The following is a 17,294-nucleotide window of genomic DNA, read 5'->3' as shown; positions in this document are numbered from 1 at the left end:
TTTAAGTTAGACATTTATAGTTTACTAATTATACAAAAGCTAGTTTTACGGTAATTGTTATGTTTAATGGTCATGAAATTTTATACGATAAACAATGATGAATTCCGGAGTTAAAGGAACGATTATTCCAATTGGAGGAAATGAAGACAAGGGAACTCACGAGGATGAGTCAAACCAATTGAGTTTTGTACAGAAAAGTATCCTGGCTCGCGTCATTAAGGAGTGTAATAAGCCGCAGCCCCTGATCGTCGTGATTACTACAGCTTCCAGTATTCCGCTGGAGGTGGGAGAGAAATACAAAGCTGCCTTCGGGCAATTTGATCTTATCACAGTACATATTTTGGACATACGCGAAAAGGCGCAATGCGAAAATCCTGAAAATTTATCATGGATAGAGAAAGCAGATTGTGTCATGTTTTCCGGTGGGAACCAATCTAAAATTACCAGAATTATTCGTGAGAGCCCCTTGCATCATCTGATCATGAAGCGCTATCAGGAGGAGAAGGGTTTTGTGATCGCAGGCACCAGTGCTGGCGCTATGTCAATGTCGGCAGACATGATTACCGGGGGCAAATCTACGGAAGCACTCTTTAAGGGAGCGGTTAAAACCGGCCTGGGGATGGGGTATATTCCTAACCTGATTATTGATTCACACTTTATACAGCGAGGGCGTTTTGGACGACTGATGGAAGCGGTAGCCCGTTTTCCGCATTTGCTGGGAGTAGGTTTGGCCGAAGATACCGGCCTGGTCATCAAAAACTGCAACGAATGCGAAGTCATTGGCTCCGGTATGGTGGTATTGGTTGATCCTACCCAACTGACACATAATCATGAAGAAATTCTGGAAGAAGGAACGCCTATGTCACTTTCCAACCTTATTGTACATGTATTGTCGGTGGGTGATCATTTCCGCCTGGATAGCCGTGAACTGGAAATCTTGCCCATGAATATTGATGCCAGGCAGTTCCTGGAGAAGCCATATCCCATTAAGCTTCGTCGTAAATTGCGATAAGCTCACGCTCTGCGGTTTTGGAAGCTCGGTACATTCCTTCGGTATTAAAAGGCATGCTTATGTTGCCCTCAGCATTGACTGCTACCAAGCCTCCATCACCCCCCAACCGGGGAAGTCGCTTCAGCACCACTTCCCGGCAGGCTTGCTCCAGCGTATAGTTTTTATATTCTATCAGGCAGGAGACATCATAGGCCACCACGCCTCGTAGAAAATACTCGCCACTGCCGGTACAGGAGACTGCGCAGGTCTGGTTATTGGCATAGGTTCCTGAGCCTATGACAGGGCTGTCACCAATACGGCCCCAGCGTTTGTTGGTCATGCCTCCGGTAGAGGTAGCTGCAGCGATGTTACCATAACTGTCACAAGCTACTGCACCCACTGTACCCATCTTCTTGGGAGGTTTCTGAGCAGTATCAACGGAATGGTCTAGCTGAAAAGCATCAGTATCTTTGATTTTTTGCCACTGATCAAAACGAAACTGATCGTAAAAATAGGCTTCATCGGCAAACTCACATTGCATCTGGCGGGCAAACGCTATAGCTCCGGAGCCTGCCATAAATACATGCTCTGATTTTTCCATAACGAGACGGGCCAGCTGGATAGGGTTTTTTATGCCCGAAACTAAGGATACCGCTCCGGCATTTCGCTGCCGCCCATCCATGATAGAGGCATCCATTTCGTGCTTACCCTGGGCTGTAAATACAGAGCCTTTGCCCGCATTGAACAAGGGGCAGTCTTCCAGCATACGTACTGCAATCTCTACCGCATCAAGGGCGCTTCCCTGATGATGTAAATGCTGATAGGCCGTACGAACTGCATCCTGTAAGGCATCAGTATAACGAATTTCCAGTTCGGGTTTCATTTCGGAGCGAAGAATAGTTCCTGCGCCTCCGTGGAGGGCAATGGCGATAGGCATGGCTTTAAATTGGCTAAAAAAATGAAGTATAATTTAATGACCACCAGGCTCAGCATCCTATAATAACCTAAGGAGATGGGCAGGCCGTCTATATATACATGTAAACAGGCTTTCTGTTAGCAATTTCAAAAAAAATAATCAAGCAAGCAGGAGGAGTTCAGGCTTTCTTACGCATTAATAAGGCTCCCTTTTCCTTTACCAGAGGAATAGATATCTTGCGAGCTATAGCAGTTTAAGAGCTTCAGGCGCTGAAGCTTTAGCAGTAAACAACCTACACCAATAAATACTACACCTATGGGCAGTGAGCAAAAACTACACTCCACTCAGTCAAAACTATTCCCCACCTGGCGCTGGTTCGGGCCGGATGATGCGGTGACCCTTCCTGAAATCAGACAGGTGGGTGCCGAAGGTATAGTTACCGCGCTGCATCATGTCCCTTGCGGAGAAGTGTGGAGCCTGGAGGAGATCAGCCGGAGAAAAGAAATGATTGACAATGCCGGCTTCCGCTGGAGCGTGGTGGAGAGTGTCAATATCCATGAAAGCATCAAAACCGCTGCTCCTGAGCGGGATGCGTACATAGAGAAATACCGGCAGACCTTAATCCATCTGAGTAAGTGCAATATCAAAACCGTTTGCTACAACTTTATGCCGGTGCTGGACTGGACCCGTACCCAGCTGAGACATCAACTGGAAGACGGCTCTTATGCCTTGCGCTACGATCCGGTGGCGCTGGCAGCCTTTGAACTGTACATTTTGAAGAGAAAAGAGGCAGAGGAAATTTACACCGAAGAACAAAAGCAGAATGCTTATACCTATCTGCAAAAGCTTTCCGAAAGTGAAAAAGATAGCCTGCAGCAAACCATCATGGCCGGTCTTCCGGGTACGGATGAAGTATTTACGCCCCAGGAGTTTATGGGCCATCTGGAACGCTATAAAGATATTGATGAACAGCAACTCAGAGAAAACCTGACTTATTTCTTAAGCAAAATTATTCCGGTAGCCGATGAATATGATATCAATATGTGCATACACCCTGATGACCCTCCTTTTCCCATACTGGGCTTGCCCAGAGTGGTACGTACCGAAGAAGACCTGAAGTATATCCTCAACAGTGTGCCCTCTATGCGCAATGGCATCACCTTCTGCACAGGTTCCTTAGGTGCCCGAAGAGATAATGACCTTCCGGGTATAATTCAGCGACTGGGAGATAAAATTCATTTTTTGCACCTGCGAAATGTGCGGCATAACCTGGATGGCAGCTTTCATGAAGCTGATCACCTGGCGGGCAACACCGATATGTTTGCGGTGATGAAGGCAGTGATTGAAGAGCAGCAAAAAAGACTGCAGAGCGGCCGTGAGGATGTAGCCATTCCTATGCGTCCCGACCACGGTCATCAATTTCTTTTCGATGCCGACCGCAAATTCTACCCCGGCTACTCCGCCGTGGGCAGGATGCGAGGGCTGGCAGAACTCAGAGGCCTGGAACTGGGCATCCGCCGTTTGATCAGCTGAAAATTTATACGCTAAGACAGAGCTGTTTCAGCAAAAAGTACAAACATGTAGCTGCTGAAGCTGTAGCAGAGAGAAAAAGGGAGCAATAGAAGTAAAGGGAATAGCGGAAAGGTTTTATGCGAAATATGCAACTACCCTTTCCTGACCTAACGTACTTCTGTCAATAGAAACTCTCTGCTTCAGGGCGTATACGGAACAGTTTGCCTTTCGTCTACTTCATAGCCCCATTCTGCGATATATTCCATACCGGGGCGGAACTCGTCACCCTGTGCTCTAAGCTTTTGCATCAGCAGTGCATCCAGAGCCGCCTGTAGTGTATCGTATGCAGGCTCATCAATGAGATTGTTCATCTGGTAAGGGTCCTGCTCATTGTCAAATAGCTGCCAGGGGCCATTGAGGTCACGGGTATAGGTGTAACGTAATGTCCTCAGCCCCCGGTACTCCCTTCCTCCGTGATCAAAGCGGTTCCACTGACCGAAAGGCTGCACACAACTTAGCACTGTAGCCGTATCTGGTAATGAAGCTTTTCCCTTTAAGTAGTGACTGTAGTCATCACCTTCTACGGTTTCAGGTATTTTAATACCACTTAGCCCCAGCAGGGTAGGCATAATATCATAAGAATTGATGAGTGCTTTATATTCACCGGAAGAAAGCTGTGGTGCACGAATGAGCATAGGAATACGAATAGACTCTTCATAGGCCTGCTGCTTTTTATAGGCCCGGTGTGAGCCCAGCAGGTCGCCGTGGTCAGAAGTAAAGAGAATGATTGTATTATCAGCAATATCCGCTTCCTCTATCGTCTGCAAGATCTCGTCTACCATATCATCCAGGGCTGTGCAGTGGGCATAATAACCTGCCAGGTCTTGGCGCACTTTCTCTTCCATATCCGGAGGCACATTGGGGTGGAGTTTTAGCTGCTCAGGGTCGTACATATCCTGGTACTTTTGCGGAGCCGTTTGATAAGGTGCATGAGGCGTCCCCCAACTCAAGAATAGCAGAAATGGATTTTCTCCTTTTGCATGCTCACGTATATATTGCTGAGCATCCTTTGCCTGCGCTATGGCATCATAGCCTTCCCAGAACTTTTTCTCGGGAGAATCACCGGCATAATAAGCCGAATTGTTGTAATTATGGGTACACTCCAACGCCTTCCAGTACTGAAAACCTTGCCGGCGGCCTCCCGGAGGAATGAAGCTGCTGCGACCGTTTCCATCCAGGTGCCATTTGCCGATGTAGCCAGTCTGATAACCTGCATTCGCATAAACGCTGGCCAGTGAAACGGCATTTGTATCCAACTGTACATCGTTCATAAACAGTCCGTGGGTAAGCGGTCTTTGTCCGGTCATCACAGAAGCCCGATGGGGTGTGCAGACCGGCATGCCAGATACCGCAAGGCTTACATTCGCACTATTAGCTGCCAGGCGGTCAATGTTTGGAGTCTTTACGTTAGGGTCTCCGGCATAGCCAAAAGCCTTCGCCCTCCACTGGTCGGTATGCAGAATGATTACATTGGGTTTTAATTCCTTCTGGCAGGAAAAGCATGTTATTCCCAAAAGAAAAAATAATGAAAAGTAAAGGCAGTTTCTAGTGTGCATGGGGGATGTGTTTATATCGACCTCAGATAGCAAATGATTTAATTCCATTGAGACTCTTCTCAATCTAGCACAAATTATCACACAGACTGTCATGTGCCATCCTATAACCTTCTCGTATCATCGCAGGAAGCGCTGAGTAAGCCAAAGCTGAATTTTCTCCAAATTTCATGTGCTTTCTTTGTGTTTGTATTATATTTAGAAGCAGGCCGGTGTGATTATTAAAAAAATAGAAAAATACTACTCCCTTTTTGAAGGTATTTCCCCTTATATGTGGCACTTTCTTTCAAAGAGCTTTAAAAACTAATGAATTACGAATATTTTCATGTTAACGATTTTGTGACTGATCATTTCTTTCAGCGGTGGGTCAGATCACCCGATGAGCTTACAAATACCTTTTGGGAGCAGTGGCTCAGGGATCATCCAGCTAAGCGGAATATCATTCAAGAGGCCAGAGTGATTGTAAAATCGGTGGAAATTGAAGAAGCACAATACAGTGAAGATGATTTTCAGGAAGTGAAAAGCAGTATTAAAGCTGAGCTTTTTGAAGGCTACTCACAGCAGTCGTCAAAAAAGAATATTACGCTTAATCTTTCTTCACGCTTCAGGTGGCTTAAGTCAGCCGCGGTAGTAAGTGGCCTTATTATTTTGAGTATCTTTCTGCTTCAGCAGTGGTTGCCTACGGCAGAATATAGTACCGGATATGGAAAACAACGAAAAGTAGTGCTTCCTGATGGTTCTCAGGTGTTACTTAACGCAAATACCACATTGAAAATTGCCGCCGACTGGGATGAAAACAGAGAAGTATGGCTGGATGGAGAAGCTTATTTTGAAGTGGAGAAAAAAATGGACACAAGCCCAAAGGCTGAGCTTTGTAAATTCATTGTGCATGCTCAGGAAATAGACATTGAAGTTTTAGGCACAAGTTTCAACGTGCTGGACAGAAGAAACCTTACCTTAGTAGTCTTGGAGGAAGGTGTGGTTGAGCTCAAAAAGAAAGAGGTGGAAGAAGAAAGGCTCAGAATGCAAGCCGGTGAACTGGTAAGCTATTCTAAGCAGAATCAATCTTTCAAAAGAAAGAAAGCGAATATTCGGGTTGATCTTAGCTGGAAGAATGGTAAACATACTTATGAAGCTACTCCTCTGAAGGTTATTGGAAAGAAAATAGAAGACGATTATGGCCTGACGGTGAAATTTGAATCAGAAGAATTAGGTGAACGGAGGTTCAGCGCAAGTGTGCCTTTTGGTGAGCTTGATGTGCTTCTGAATCTTATCGCCAAATCCATGCAGGTTGACATTACAAACAAAGATGGAGTAATTACGATCAGTAAAAAGCACTGATACAGGCAAAAAGGAGAGAGGTCTCATACTTACCGCAACCAAAATCTACTCAATGAGTCCGTGTTTTTATTCCAGGAAGAGAAAGCTTCTCTTTTTTATTTTCTGCTGTTGCAGCTTAGCTGCTTTTTCCCCCTGTCCTGTTTACGCAGATACTGATACAGAAATATACTTTCATTTTCAGGATGAAATCTCTCGGGATGAAATCTCTCGGAATGAAATCTCTCTGAAGGAAGCCCTGAGCCGCCTGGAGGCACAGTATCAGGTGAAGTTTGCCTATGATGAAGCTTTGGTAGAAAACCGCTTCCTTTCAGCTTCGGATTTTAGGAAAATAATACATGCTAAGGGGGCTTTCCTCAAAAAGCTGAGGCAGTACCTGCTCCCCCTAAACCTGGAAATAAGCCGGCTAGGGGACTATCTGGTGATTATGCCAAAGAAGCAGAATACAGGCAGCAGGCCGGTAGGTCCGCTTCAACAACAGACACAGTCGCTAAAAGAGGAATCTCAGCAATCTGAAGAGGCGGAAAGTATGCGTGTGGTGAGCAATAAGCACCTTGAAGATAGTAGCAGGCTAAAAGTTATAAGCGGAAAGGTAAGGGAGGAGAATACAGCTATGCCTCTGCCGGGCATCAATGTGCTGGTCAAGGGAACAAGCAGAGGAACCGTAACTGATGCTGCGGGTAAGTATCAATTGGAAGTAGGAAAAGAAGCAGGCATCCTGGTCTTTTCCTCTGTGGGTTATACCACCCGGGAAGTAGAAATTGGTAAGCAAACTACTATTGATGTAGCAATGGCTACTGGTCTGCATTCTCTTTCTGAAGTGGTAGTAGTAGGCTACGGTACACAACGTACAGAAGAAGTAACGGGTGCAGTTGTTACGGTAGATATGCAGACTATAGAAGACCTACCGCTATCCGGTCTCGATCAGCAGTTGGCGGGTCAGGTGGCAGGCGTACAGATCAGTACCTCTAACGGTATACCGGGAGGAGGGCCACAAGTCCAGATCAGAGGAGTAGGCGCGGTAGGAGCAGGGAGCCAGCCCTTGTATGTGATTGATGGATTTCCTCTTTCTTCCACCTCTACTGAGCGGTTCAATCCTATGAATGACATTCCCCCTGAGGATATCGCTTCAGTATCTATATTAAAGGATGCATCGGCTACCGCAATTTACGGTTCCAGAGGAGCCAATGGCGTAATTATGATCACCACCAGACAAGGTAAAAAGGGGGAGTCCCGTATTCAATTGGGGGTTTATGGGGGCTTGCAGGCTGTAAGTGAGCGGTACCGTCCTGACCTGATGAATGCACGTGAGTTTGCTCAATACAGAAAGGAAGCTATCTCCGATCGTATCCGTTTTGAAGAAGGCCGTGAACCTACTGAGACTGACCTCCCTGAAATCTATAGGAATCCCGGACAGTTAGGAGTAGGGACGAACTGGTTTGATGAAATTACCAGAATAGCGCCTATCCAGCATATTAGCCTGAGTGTCAGCAGAGGAAGTGATAAACTTGCCTCTTATTTTTCTGCCGGCTATTTCCGCCAGGAAGGTGTAGTGTTGGCTACCGGGTACCAGCGGCTTAATTTCAGAGCCAATATTACGGCAGAGCTTTCAGATCGTTTACAGTTAGGGATCAACCTGGCTCCATCCTATTCATTAAGAAAGCGGTCAGTTAGCGGAGGCCTGGGAAGAGGGGAAGAGGGTTTTGGCGAGGCATTGGTAGCCAGCCCGATTCCACCGGTATACAATTCAGATGGCTCCTATAATGTAATGATCTCCTCTCCGGGGACATTTGAGTACCCAAATCCTGTGATGGTATTGAACGAAGTAGATGACGACAGGAACCGTGTTCGCACGCTGATCAATACTTTTGCGGACTATGAAATTGCAGAACATCTTACCTTCAAATCTACCTTCAATGTAGACTGGCAGCATGAGGATGAAACATACTTTCACCCTTCTACCGTAGGTTATACTTTTCAGCCTCCACCCACTATCCCTTCCGCCCGCTACGTAAGCAATACTTTTTTTAATTGGCTAAATGAAAATACGCTGAGCTATCAAGGTGATTTCGGTGATGGCCACTCTCTTAGTACCTTATTGGGGTATACAGTACAAAAACAGACATTGAAAAGTAGTGAATTTGTTGGAGATGATTTTCCTGATGATGAAGTCAAAACACTGAATGCCGCCGGCAGAATTAGCGGGAATACATTTGAAGAAGAGTGGGCGCTGCTTTCTTTTCTGGCCCGGCTAAATTATAGTTTTAGAAATAAGTACCTGCTCACGACCACTGTCAGGCGAGACGGCTCTTCAAGATTTGGAAATAACAATCGCTGGGGGACTTTCCCCTCAGTAGCCCTGGGATGGAGGTTATCCGACGAACCCTTTCTTAGCAATGCAGCATGGTTGAGCGAACTAAAGATGAGGGTATCTTATGGGTTGAGTGGTAACTTTGATATTGGCAACTACACCTATTTCGGCCAACTGATCTCCAACGACTATGTGTTCAATGAAAGCTTAGCGGGTGGTAGGATCATGAGCACATTGGGTAATCCGGAGCTGGGCTGGGAGAAAACCAGGGAAATAGATATTGGAATGGACGTGGGCTTGTTAAATAACAGGGTTTTTCTAAGTGCTGACTATTATAAAAGAAACACCAAAGACCTCTTGCTCAATGTAGAAATTCCTTCCTCTTCCGGCTATGCGCAGGTAACAGAAAACCGGGGTGAAATACAGAATGAAGGACTGGAACTGAGCTTAGCTTCACGTAATCTAAAGCATGCGACGCTGAGCTGGAGCTCAAATTTTAATATTGCTTTTAATAAAAATAAAGTGTTGGCGCTAGGACGGGCTGGCGCTCCTATACTTTCGGGGGAGACGGGTGAAAAAAGTCCGACCCACATTACCATGGTAGGTAAGCCTCTGGCCATGTTTTATGGCTATGTGTTTGATGGTATTTACCAGAGTGAAGAAGAAGTAAAGGCAGGGCCTTCTTTTGCCGGGGCAATACCTGGTAATCTGCGCTTTAAAGATATGGATGGTGATGGCATGATCACGCCCATCAAAGATTTTGACATCATTGGTAATCCGTACCCGGACTATATTTTTGGGTTTACCAACCATCTTTCTTATCGGAATTTTGACTTAAAAATCATCATGACAGGCGCTGTAGGTGGTTCCAGAATCAGGGCGTATAATGAGTATTTTAACAATATTGATGGTGTTTTTAATGTAAAAAGAGAAGTGGCAGATCGCTGGCGTTCCCCTGAAGCTCCCGGTAGCGGTTTTATCCCTACGACCAATGGTTCAGGAAGAGCAAGGGTGATGTTCAGAGATGTCAGCTCACTCTGGGTAGAAGATAACTCCAATCTTAATGTAAAAAATATTAGCTTGGGCTATACGCTACCCGAGGATGTGGCGGAGGGTATACTCCAGCATGCCAGGATATACCTAAGTGTGCAGAATGCACTGCTAATTACAAAATACAAAGGTAACCCTGAGGTCACTAACTATGGTGAGAAGGGGGGGAGCGGAACATTGGTTCCGGGGCTTGACTACTCACCATATCCAGTACCCAGAACATTTATATTGGGAGCTAAACTTAGTTTTTAGCTTTGCTAGCTGATAGTAGCATGAAAAACTGGAGATACGTTTTATTTGGCCTTATAACTACCGCCTGTGCGGATATGCTGGAGGTAGCGCCGGTCTCATCAGTCAGCGGAAATACGTATTACCAGACAGAGCAACAGATACTGAGTGCGGTGAACGGGGCTTATGGGCATTTGCAAAGCTTTTATAACACGCACGACAAAATCAATTTCTGGGCAATGACCGAAATGCGCTCCGACAATACTACTTATCAGTTTAATGAGTCAGACCGTGGAGAGCAGCAAACTGAAGAGTTGGATGAGTTTCTGATTACTACGGATAATTATGATGTACAACGCATCTGGGATGTAAGCTACCTGGGCATTCAGCAATCCAATATTATCCTCAACCGCATAGATGGTGTAAGCTTTGAAAATGTAACCCTCAAAGCACAGTACGGTGCCGAAGCCAGATTTATGCGCGCTTTATATTACTTTCATCTGGTCCGATTGTACGGAAGAGTTCCCCTCGTAACGAGGGAAGTAAATGTGCCGGATGAGGCATTCACAAAAGTTAGAAGTTCTGTAGAGGAAATTTATGCTCAGATCATTAACGATCTGGAGAATGCGATCCACAGCCTCCCTGATACGTACGATGAACAAAACCTGGGGCGCGCTACCCGTGGAGCAGCGCTGACGATGCTGGGAGAAGTTTATCTGAGCTTAGGTGATTATGAGCTGGCGATTGAAAGCTTGGAGCAGGTCACACAGCTTCAGTACAGTTTACTGGCGGACTATGGCGACATATTCGATCCCGCGAATAAGAATCACAAAGAATCCATCTTTGAAATACAATTCAACGCTACCCTTGAAGGGGAGGCCAGCGAATATGCTTACCGTTTTGTCCCTTTCAATTCTGGTACTGATATTATCGGCTTTACGGATTTGGGCAGGTCACGTGCCGGGTATAATATCCCTACCGAAGATATACTGATGGCATACGAAGCCGGTGATAAACGAAAAGAAGCATCAATCGCATTTTATGTTTCCGCCGATAATCGTCAGCACGATGTAGCCCTAGGAGATTCAATTCCTTACATCAAAAAATTTGTGCATCCCTTTGAAGAGCGGGGGCGCACGAATGAAAACTGGCCTGTATATCGTTATGCCCATGTATTACTCATGCTGGCAGAAGCTTATCTTGAAGTTGGAAATGTCAGTACGGCTCTTGCTTATCTTAACCCGGTACGTAGCAGAGCGGGCCTGAGCCCACTGAGCGAAGGAATGAATACAGAGGAACTCAGAGATGCCATTTATCACGAGCAAAGAGTAGAGTTGGCATTTGAAAACCATCGTTGGTTTAACCTGTTGCGGACGGGAAAAGCGATGGCAGTAATGCATGCGCACGGAGAAGTTCAGAAAACCAAAAAAAGTCGCCTGAGTGATGTATCCTATCATATACAGGAATACAAACTCCTTTATCCTATACCTCAGCGAGAAGTCAGGCTAAATAACTTTGAACAGAATCCAGGTTGGTAAATGTCCTTGGGTCCAAAAGACCGGAATGAGAAGCCTGAGGTTAAAAAAGAGCACAAGGAAAAGCGTTTCAACTTCTGACTATAACCCCTTATCTTGCCAAAATGAAGGATATTACAGATCGTGAGCAGCTTATCATAGGGATTGATGTAGGGACCACAGGTGTTAAAGTGCTGGCTGCTAATCCTCTGGGAGAGACAGTAGCTGTTGCGGAGGCAACCTACTCTTTATCTCAGCCCGAAGCAGGTTACAGAGAACAGGATCCGGAAGAAATTCTGAAGGTAACTGAAAAAAATTTAAAACAGGTCTTAGACCAGCTTAGCAGGCCGGTAGCTGCTATATCTTTTGGTGCAGCCATGCACAGCCTTATAGCGATAGATGATCAGGGTAAAGCCCTGACGCCGGCGATCATCTGGGCGGACGTGCGGAGTAGCCGATATGCCTCAGGGTTGAGAAAAACTGCATTGGGCAGGCAGCTATATGAAGACTCAGGTGCTCCGGTACACGCCATGCTGCCATTGTGCAAAATAGCCTGGCTCAGGGATAATCAAGCCGAAATTTTCAGGAAAACCCACAAATTTATAAGTATCAAAGAGTATTGCATTGCGCAGTGGTTTGGCCGTTATATGGTGGATTATGCGATTGCCGGTGCTTCCGGCCTGTGGAACAAAGAAACGCTGCAATGGAATCAGCAAGCCCTGGAATGGGCTGGAATAGCGGAGCATCAGCTATCTCTGGTAGTCCCTCCGACATATCAGTTGGGGAGGCCAGCCTTCAGAAGTTTTGATCATCCGAACATCACTGAAGATACAAAGTTTATCCTTGGCGCCAGTGATGGCTGTCTGGCCAACCTAAACGCCAGTGGTTTCAACCAAAAGGAAGCCACCCTGACTTTAGGAACCAGCGGGGCCATCCGTATTACTGCCAGGAATACATTGCCAGATCCGGCAATGAGCATATTTGATTACTACCTTACAGACCAATATCATGTGATTGGCGGGCCTACCAATAATGGAGGAATTGTGCTGGACTGGCTGAGGCAGAAGTTTTACCCTGATATTTCTGATCCTTCTGTTATTCTACAAAAGGCAGAGACAGCAGGTGTAGGAGCAGAAGGCGTAATTTGCCTGCCTTACTTTTTTGGTGAGAGAGCCCCCTTGTGGCGAGAAGAGGTCTCCGGAAAATTTTATGGCGTGCAAAGCCAGCACGGAAGGGACCATTTTGCCCGGGCCGCATTGGAAGGTATTGTATTCAACCTGTACGGAATTGCTCAAACGCTTCAGACCGCTTCATCCAGCCAGATTGAAGGGCTGTGGACCGACGGAGGCCTTACCCAGTCAGATTTTATGGCTCAGCTGATAGCCAATGTGTTTGATTTGCCGGTGTATCGCTCTTCAAGTACGCATGGCGTGGCCCGGGGAGCAGTACTGCTGGGAGCTTTTGCATTGGGTATTACCTCAATAGAAGAGATTATACCTCAAAAGAAAAATGTATTTCAGCCGGATAAAAAGGCTCATCAACTGCTGTTTGAAGCATACAAAAAATTTATACACTTAAGAGACGAGCGGGAACCGGATTGATGATGATGATGGTTTACGCTCCCTCCCCTTCAGTGTTGATGCCTTACTATTTTATTGCGCTTTTTCTTTTTTGATAAAAACTCTGAAGGAAGTACCTTCTCCTTCTTCGCTTTCCACTTCGATAAACCCATCTCTGTTTTCAACCATACGCTTTACCATATAAAGCCCAATACCAGTACCCTGTACATGCTTGTGAAAGCGTTTGAACATTGAAAAAAGCTTCTTCTGCTGCCTTTCATTCATGCCTAAACCATTATCTTCCACTTCCAGTACTACGTAATTTTCTTCTTCGTAAGAGCGTATGTTAATAATCGGTTTACGGTCAGGAGATTTGTACTTGATGGCATTGCTCAGCAAATTATAGATGATACTTCTCAGGTTAATTCGGGAGTAATACAACTGATCTACCTTCAGGTCCTCATGTATCTCCGGCTTTTCTTCTTCTATCGCCTGTTTGATGTCCTCCTGCACATTGTCCAGCGTTTTCTTTATGGAGAGAAACTCACTGGTGCTGTCCGGATTACGTTGTACTTTAGTAATTTCAGCCAGTGCTTTTAGTGTGTCTTTAAACTTTTGAATAGAAGTATCCATTTTTTCCAGGACCATATCGCTTCTCTTGCCATCTCCGTTGATTTCATTTTTTAAGATTGAAATCAGGCTTTCCAGGTTAGTAATAGGAGCTTTCAGGTCATGGGAAGCAGTGTATACAAAATTGTCCAGGTCAACATTGATACGTTTCAGGTTTTTGTTGCTGTGCTTTAGCTCTTCCTGCACTTCTTTCAGCTTACTGACATCAATCATTGAGCCTAGTATCCGGTAGGGTACCCCGTATTCATTATGGATTATATACGCACGGTTATAAACGTAAGCGTATGAGCCATCAGACTTTTTGAAGCGATGCTCAAATGACCATTGCTTATCGCCATGGTTAATTACCCTGTCTATATCATTTTTTACAGCTTCTAATTCGTCATTATGCAGGTAACTGAACAAAGCGTCTATGCCCGGCTCTAGCTTATCTCGGTCGTAACCAAAGATTTCTTCAAAAGTATCGTTCCACCAAAATGTATTGGTCATCATATTCCAGTCCCAGATAGCATCATTCGTAGCTTGGGCTACCAGCCGGAAGCGTTGTTCACTTTCAGTAAGCGCACGGGTACGGTCTTCTACTCTCTTTTCAAGCTCGGTATTAAGCTTCCGTAGCTTTTCTTCTCCTTTCTTTACCTCCTCATAGGCTATAAAGAGCTCTTCTTCGGCTTCTTTCTTTTCATGTATATCAGAGATGGTCATGGCTACACCTTTTTTCATAGGGGCAGCCAGCACTTCTATCCAGATATCCAGTTCTTCATACTGATAATGTACCTCCTGACGCAATACCCCTCCTTTAGAGGCAATCTTCTTCATTTTTTTAAAAATGCCTGCTTTCTGCATGCCCGGCATCTCTTTAAGCAGGCTTTTTCCTATCAGTTGGTCAGGGGCTTTACCAATAATATGCTTGATAGCATCATTAGCCATAACCCATTTAAAGTCTATTATATTTTTATCCTCATACACGCTATCAAAAGCCATGATACCATTGGGTGAGCTTTGCAGTATGCCACTAAGCAGGTTATTAAGTTGCTTCACACGGGTGATATCCACAAAAGTGATCACCGCTCCGTCTACCGATTTATCCTGACGAATGTAAGGTATGATTCGCATCAGATAATGTTGATTATCAGATACTTCAAGCTCTTTTTCTATCACTTCTTGCGTATTTATCACTGAGCGAATATCTTCTACAAAGTGATCGTATTTGAGGTTGTAGGATAAGTGATTGATGGGGCGGCCTACATCAGAGTCAATAAGATTGACCTGCTTGGTAACTTCAGGGGTATATTTTCTAATGATCAGCTCTCTGTCTACAAAGATCTGTCCTATGTTCGAGCTACTGAAATAGTTGTTGAGGTCATCGTTCAACTCTACCAGTTCTTTGATCTTGATCTGGTGCTCCGCATTAACAGTGTGCAGCTCCTCATTAAGTGACTGCAGTTCTTCATTGGTGCTTTGCAGCTCTTCATTGGAAGACAATAGCTCTTCATTGCTGGACTGCAGCTCTTCATTGGATGTTTCCAACTCCTCTACCGTAGTTTGCAGGTCTTCTTTGGTTTCTTTCAGCTCCTCTTCTAACTCAGATAGGCGGTCAATATTCACCTGGTTGTCATAGCTGTCGGAATCAGTTTCATCCTGAATAATTTGTTCTGTTTTCTCATCACGGAAAAGTACCAGCAAAAACTTTTGCTCGTAAAGGTGAGGTGATAAATAGGGTTTTACGATCAGGCTGATGGTCCGGCGCTCTTTTCCTTTTCCAAGACGTATGCGTTTAGAAACTACTTTTTCGTTTTTAGAAAGTGCCTTCCTCAAAGCAAGTGTCAAAGCTACTGATACTTCCTTGGGTACCATTTTAAGCAGGCTCATGCGTAGCTGATTTTCGTGCAGGTGCAGAAACTTTTTATAGTCGCCGAATGCCTGCAAGAGGTCGTAGCTTTCATTGATAAACACTGCGGCATATCCTAACTCTTCAACGATGGCTTCATGAAAAGCCTCTTTCATCTTGGATTCTACCGAAAGCTTTTTAGGCTGGACGTTTGGAGTCTTCTGAACATCTCTGGGTTCATTGCTGATTTCCCGGCTTTCAAAAATGAAAGATTTACTTTTATTAGTCGTCTGGAAAATATTCCATTTTTTATTGATCACTTTCAGCGAATCTTTGATGGCACCGGCACTTTCACTGGAGCCAAGAAAGAGGTAACCTCCTACACTGAGAGAAAAATGAAAAGTTTCCATCACCTTTTTCTGCAGCTCACTGCGCATGTAGATGAGCATATTACGGCAACTCACCATATCCATTTGTCCGAATGGAGGGTCTTTAATGATATTGTGCTGCGCGAAAATCACCATCTTACGGATTTCACGGCTGATGATATAACTTTTCCCTTCCTTTGAAAAGTGAGCGTTCAGCTTATCCCGGGAGAGATCACTTTCTATACTGATTGGGTATACCCCTTTGGCGGCGATTTCTATGGCGCGCGAATCCATGTCAGTGGCAAATATTTTTACATTGAGCTTTTTTCCTAGACGCTCCAGGTGCTCATGTATAAGTATCGCCAGGGTATACGCTTCCTCACCGGTGCTACAGGCGGTAACCCAAACCTTGAGCTGGTCATCATGATTTTTTTTGTTGATCAGGTCAGGAATTACCTCATCGCGGATAATATCAAAGGCGAAAGGATCACGGAAAAAGCGGGTAACGCCTATAAGAAATTCATTGGCGAGCGTATCTACTTCTTCAGGATTATTCAAGAGGTAGAGTGTATATTCTCTAAGCTCATTGATACCTGTTTCTGCCATCCTTTTGGAGATTCTTCGCTCCAGGGTTTTCTTTTTGTAGCACGTAAAGTCATAGGAAGTACTGTCCTTGATGAGCCTCAGAATTTTCTGGAAGGGGTCCATGCCGTCAAGTTCATTCAGGTTATCATGGCTATGCTGTTGACGTACTAGCTGAGGGTAGCGTAAAATTTCTTCTGACATGAGCTCGGGAGGAAGGATGAAGTCATAATTACCTGATGCTATCGCGTTGTTAGGCATGCCATCAAACTTGGCAGTAACCGGATCCTGTACGATGACCATACCTCTACGCTCTTTGATGGCAGCGATACCTTTGGTGCCATCTGAACCTGTACCTGAAAGTACGATTCCGATTACACGGTTGCCCTTGTCTTCTGCCAGCGATTCAAAGAAGACGTCAATCGCATTGTTAGGAATGGAAGACGAAGGTTTGTCTATAAGGTGCAGCCTTCCATTTCTGATCACCATATTGTTTTTATTAGGAATCAGATAGATACAATTAGGTTCTATTACCTTCCCTTCTTCTGCCTTGATGATTTTGAGCTTGGTATGTTTAGCCAGAAGCTCGTCCATCAAACTTTTATAGTTAGGAGAAAGGTGCTGGATCACCACATAAGAGAATCCGTAGCCTTCCGGTATATTGTCAAAGAGTTCGTTAATGGCCTCTAAACCTCCTGCTGAAGCGCCTACACCTACAATGAAGTGATTTTCCTGTATTGCTTCAGCTTCTTTGTTAATGACCTGATCAGAAGCTTTTTTATTTCGCATGAATTTAACTTAAAGAAAATAAAGCCTGTAGCATTTATGGGTTAGGGAAAAACTACCAAAACAAC

The 17,294-nt window shown here is 45.0% G+C and carries 9 protein-coding genes; 6 read left to right on the top strand and 3 right to left on the bottom strand.

All coding sequences use genetic code 11. From position 1 onward, the window contains the following. Positions 1 to 94: 94 nt before the first annotated feature. Positions 95 to 1,012: a cyanophycinase gene (locus tag OKW21_RS22990; RefSeq protein ID WP_277483952.1), complete on the top strand. Its 918-nt coding sequence runs from the start codon at positions 95 to 97 to the stop codon at positions 1,010 to 1,012. Here the strand turns inward: OKW21_RS22990 and OKW21_RS22985 are convergent. Beyond that, on the bottom strand, positions 987 to 1,928 hold the full coding sequence (locus tag OKW21_RS22985; protein ID WP_277483951.1) for an isoaspartyl peptidase/L-asparaginase family protein: 942 nt from the start codon (positions 1,926 to 1,928) through the stop codon (positions 987 to 989). The genes OKW21_RS22990 and OKW21_RS22985 overlap by 26 nt on opposite strands. A gap of 294 nt (positions 1,929 to 2,222) precedes the next feature. Here OKW21_RS22985 and uxuA point away from each other — a divergent pair, with 294 nt between their 5' ends. Then, complete coding sequence (gene uxuA, locus OKW21_RS22980; protein ID WP_277483948.1) at positions 2,223 to 3,440, top strand: mannonate dehydratase; 1,218 nt, start codon at positions 2,223 to 2,225, stop codon at positions 3,438 to 3,440. A gap of 179 nt (positions 3,441 to 3,619) precedes the next feature. On the opposite strand, the gene OKW21_RS22975 is transcribed toward uxuA, so the two are convergent. Next, positions 3,620 to 5,035, bottom strand: a complete 1,416-nt coding sequence (locus OKW21_RS22975) for a sulfatase family protein (RefSeq protein WP_277483946.1) — start codon at positions 5,033 to 5,035, stop codon at positions 3,620 to 3,622. Positions 5,036 to 5,338: 303 nt separating this feature from the next. Here OKW21_RS22975 and OKW21_RS22970 point away from each other — a divergent pair, with 303 nt between their 5' ends. The 4 genes from OKW21_RS22970 (at position 5,339) to OKW21_RS22955 (ending at position 13,074) form a co-directional block, all read left to right on the top strand. Beyond that, on the top strand, positions 5,339 to 6,373 hold the full coding sequence (locus OKW21_RS22970) for a FecR family protein (RefSeq protein ID WP_277483945.1): 1,035 nt from the start codon (positions 5,339 to 5,341) through the stop codon (positions 6,371 to 6,373). A gap of 52 nt (positions 6,374 to 6,425) precedes the next feature. Beyond that, positions 6,426 to 9,983, top strand: coding sequence for a SusC/RagA family TonB-linked outer membrane protein (locus tag OKW21_RS22965; RefSeq protein ID WP_277483943.1), 3,558 nt, complete (start codon positions 6,426 to 6,428; stop codon positions 9,981 to 9,983). A 20-nt stretch (positions 9,984 to 10,003) separates the two neighbouring features. Beyond that, entirely contained in the window at positions 10,004 to 11,497 is a 1,494-nt protein-coding gene (locus tag OKW21_RS22960; protein WP_277483941.1) for a RagB/SusD family nutrient uptake outer membrane protein, read from the top strand. Between the two features lie 101 nt (positions 11,498 to 11,598). Next, complete coding sequence (locus tag OKW21_RS22955; protein WP_277483939.1) at positions 11,599 to 13,074, top strand: gluconokinase; 1,476 nt, start codon at positions 11,599 to 11,601, stop codon at positions 13,072 to 13,074. A gap of 51 nt (positions 13,075 to 13,125) precedes the next feature. On the opposite strand, the gene OKW21_RS22950 is transcribed toward OKW21_RS22955, so the two are convergent. Further along, positions 13,126 to 17,229 (bottom strand): chemotaxis protein CheB, encoded by a 4,104-nt coding sequence (locus OKW21_RS22950; protein WP_277483937.1) that lies wholly within the window; start codon positions 17,227 to 17,229, stop codon positions 13,126 to 13,128. Positions 17,230 to 17,294 lie beyond the last annotated feature (65 nt).

Source organism: Catalinimonas alkaloidigena, from assembly GCF_029504655.1.
Classification (GTDB): domain Bacteria; phylum Bacteroidota; class Bacteroidia; order Cytophagales; family Cyclobacteriaceae; genus Catalinimonas; species Catalinimonas alkaloidigena.
The sequence above is the reverse complement of the archived record's forward strand: the minus strand, read 5'-3'. Positions and strand labels throughout refer to the sequence as shown.

Coding starts and splice junctions, on each gene's coding strand:
- OKW21_RS22960 (WP_277483941.1), top strand. CDS start 10,004: ATGAAAAACTGGAGATACGTTTTATTTGGCCTTATAACTACCGCCTGT.
- OKW21_RS22950 (WP_277483937.1), bottom strand. CDS start 17,229: ATGCGAAATAAAAAAGCTTCTGATCAGGTCATTAACAAAGAAGCTGAA.
- OKW21_RS22985 (WP_277483951.1), bottom strand. CDS start 1,928: ATGCCTATCGCCATTGCCCTCCACGGAGGCGCAGGAACTATTCTTCGC.
- OKW21_RS22965 (WP_277483943.1), top strand. CDS start 6,426: ATGAGTCCGTGTTTTTATTCCAGGAAGAGAAAGCTTCTCTTTTTTATT.
- OKW21_RS22955 (WP_277483939.1), top strand. CDS start 11,599: ATGAAGGATATTACAGATCGTGAGCAGCTTATCATAGGGATTGATGTA.
- uxuA (WP_277483948.1), top strand. CDS start 2,223: ATGGGCAGTGAGCAAAAACTACACTCCACTCAGTCAAAACTATTCCCC.
- OKW21_RS22975 (WP_277483946.1), bottom strand. CDS start 5,035: ATGCACACTAGAAACTGCCTTTACTTTTCATTATTTTTTCTTTTGGGA.
- OKW21_RS22990 (WP_277483952.1), top strand. CDS start 95: ATGATGAATTCCGGAGTTAAAGGAACGATTATTCCAATTGGAGGAAAT.
- OKW21_RS22970 (WP_277483945.1), top strand. CDS start 5,339: ATGAATTACGAATATTTTCATGTTAACGATTTTGTGACTGATCATTTC.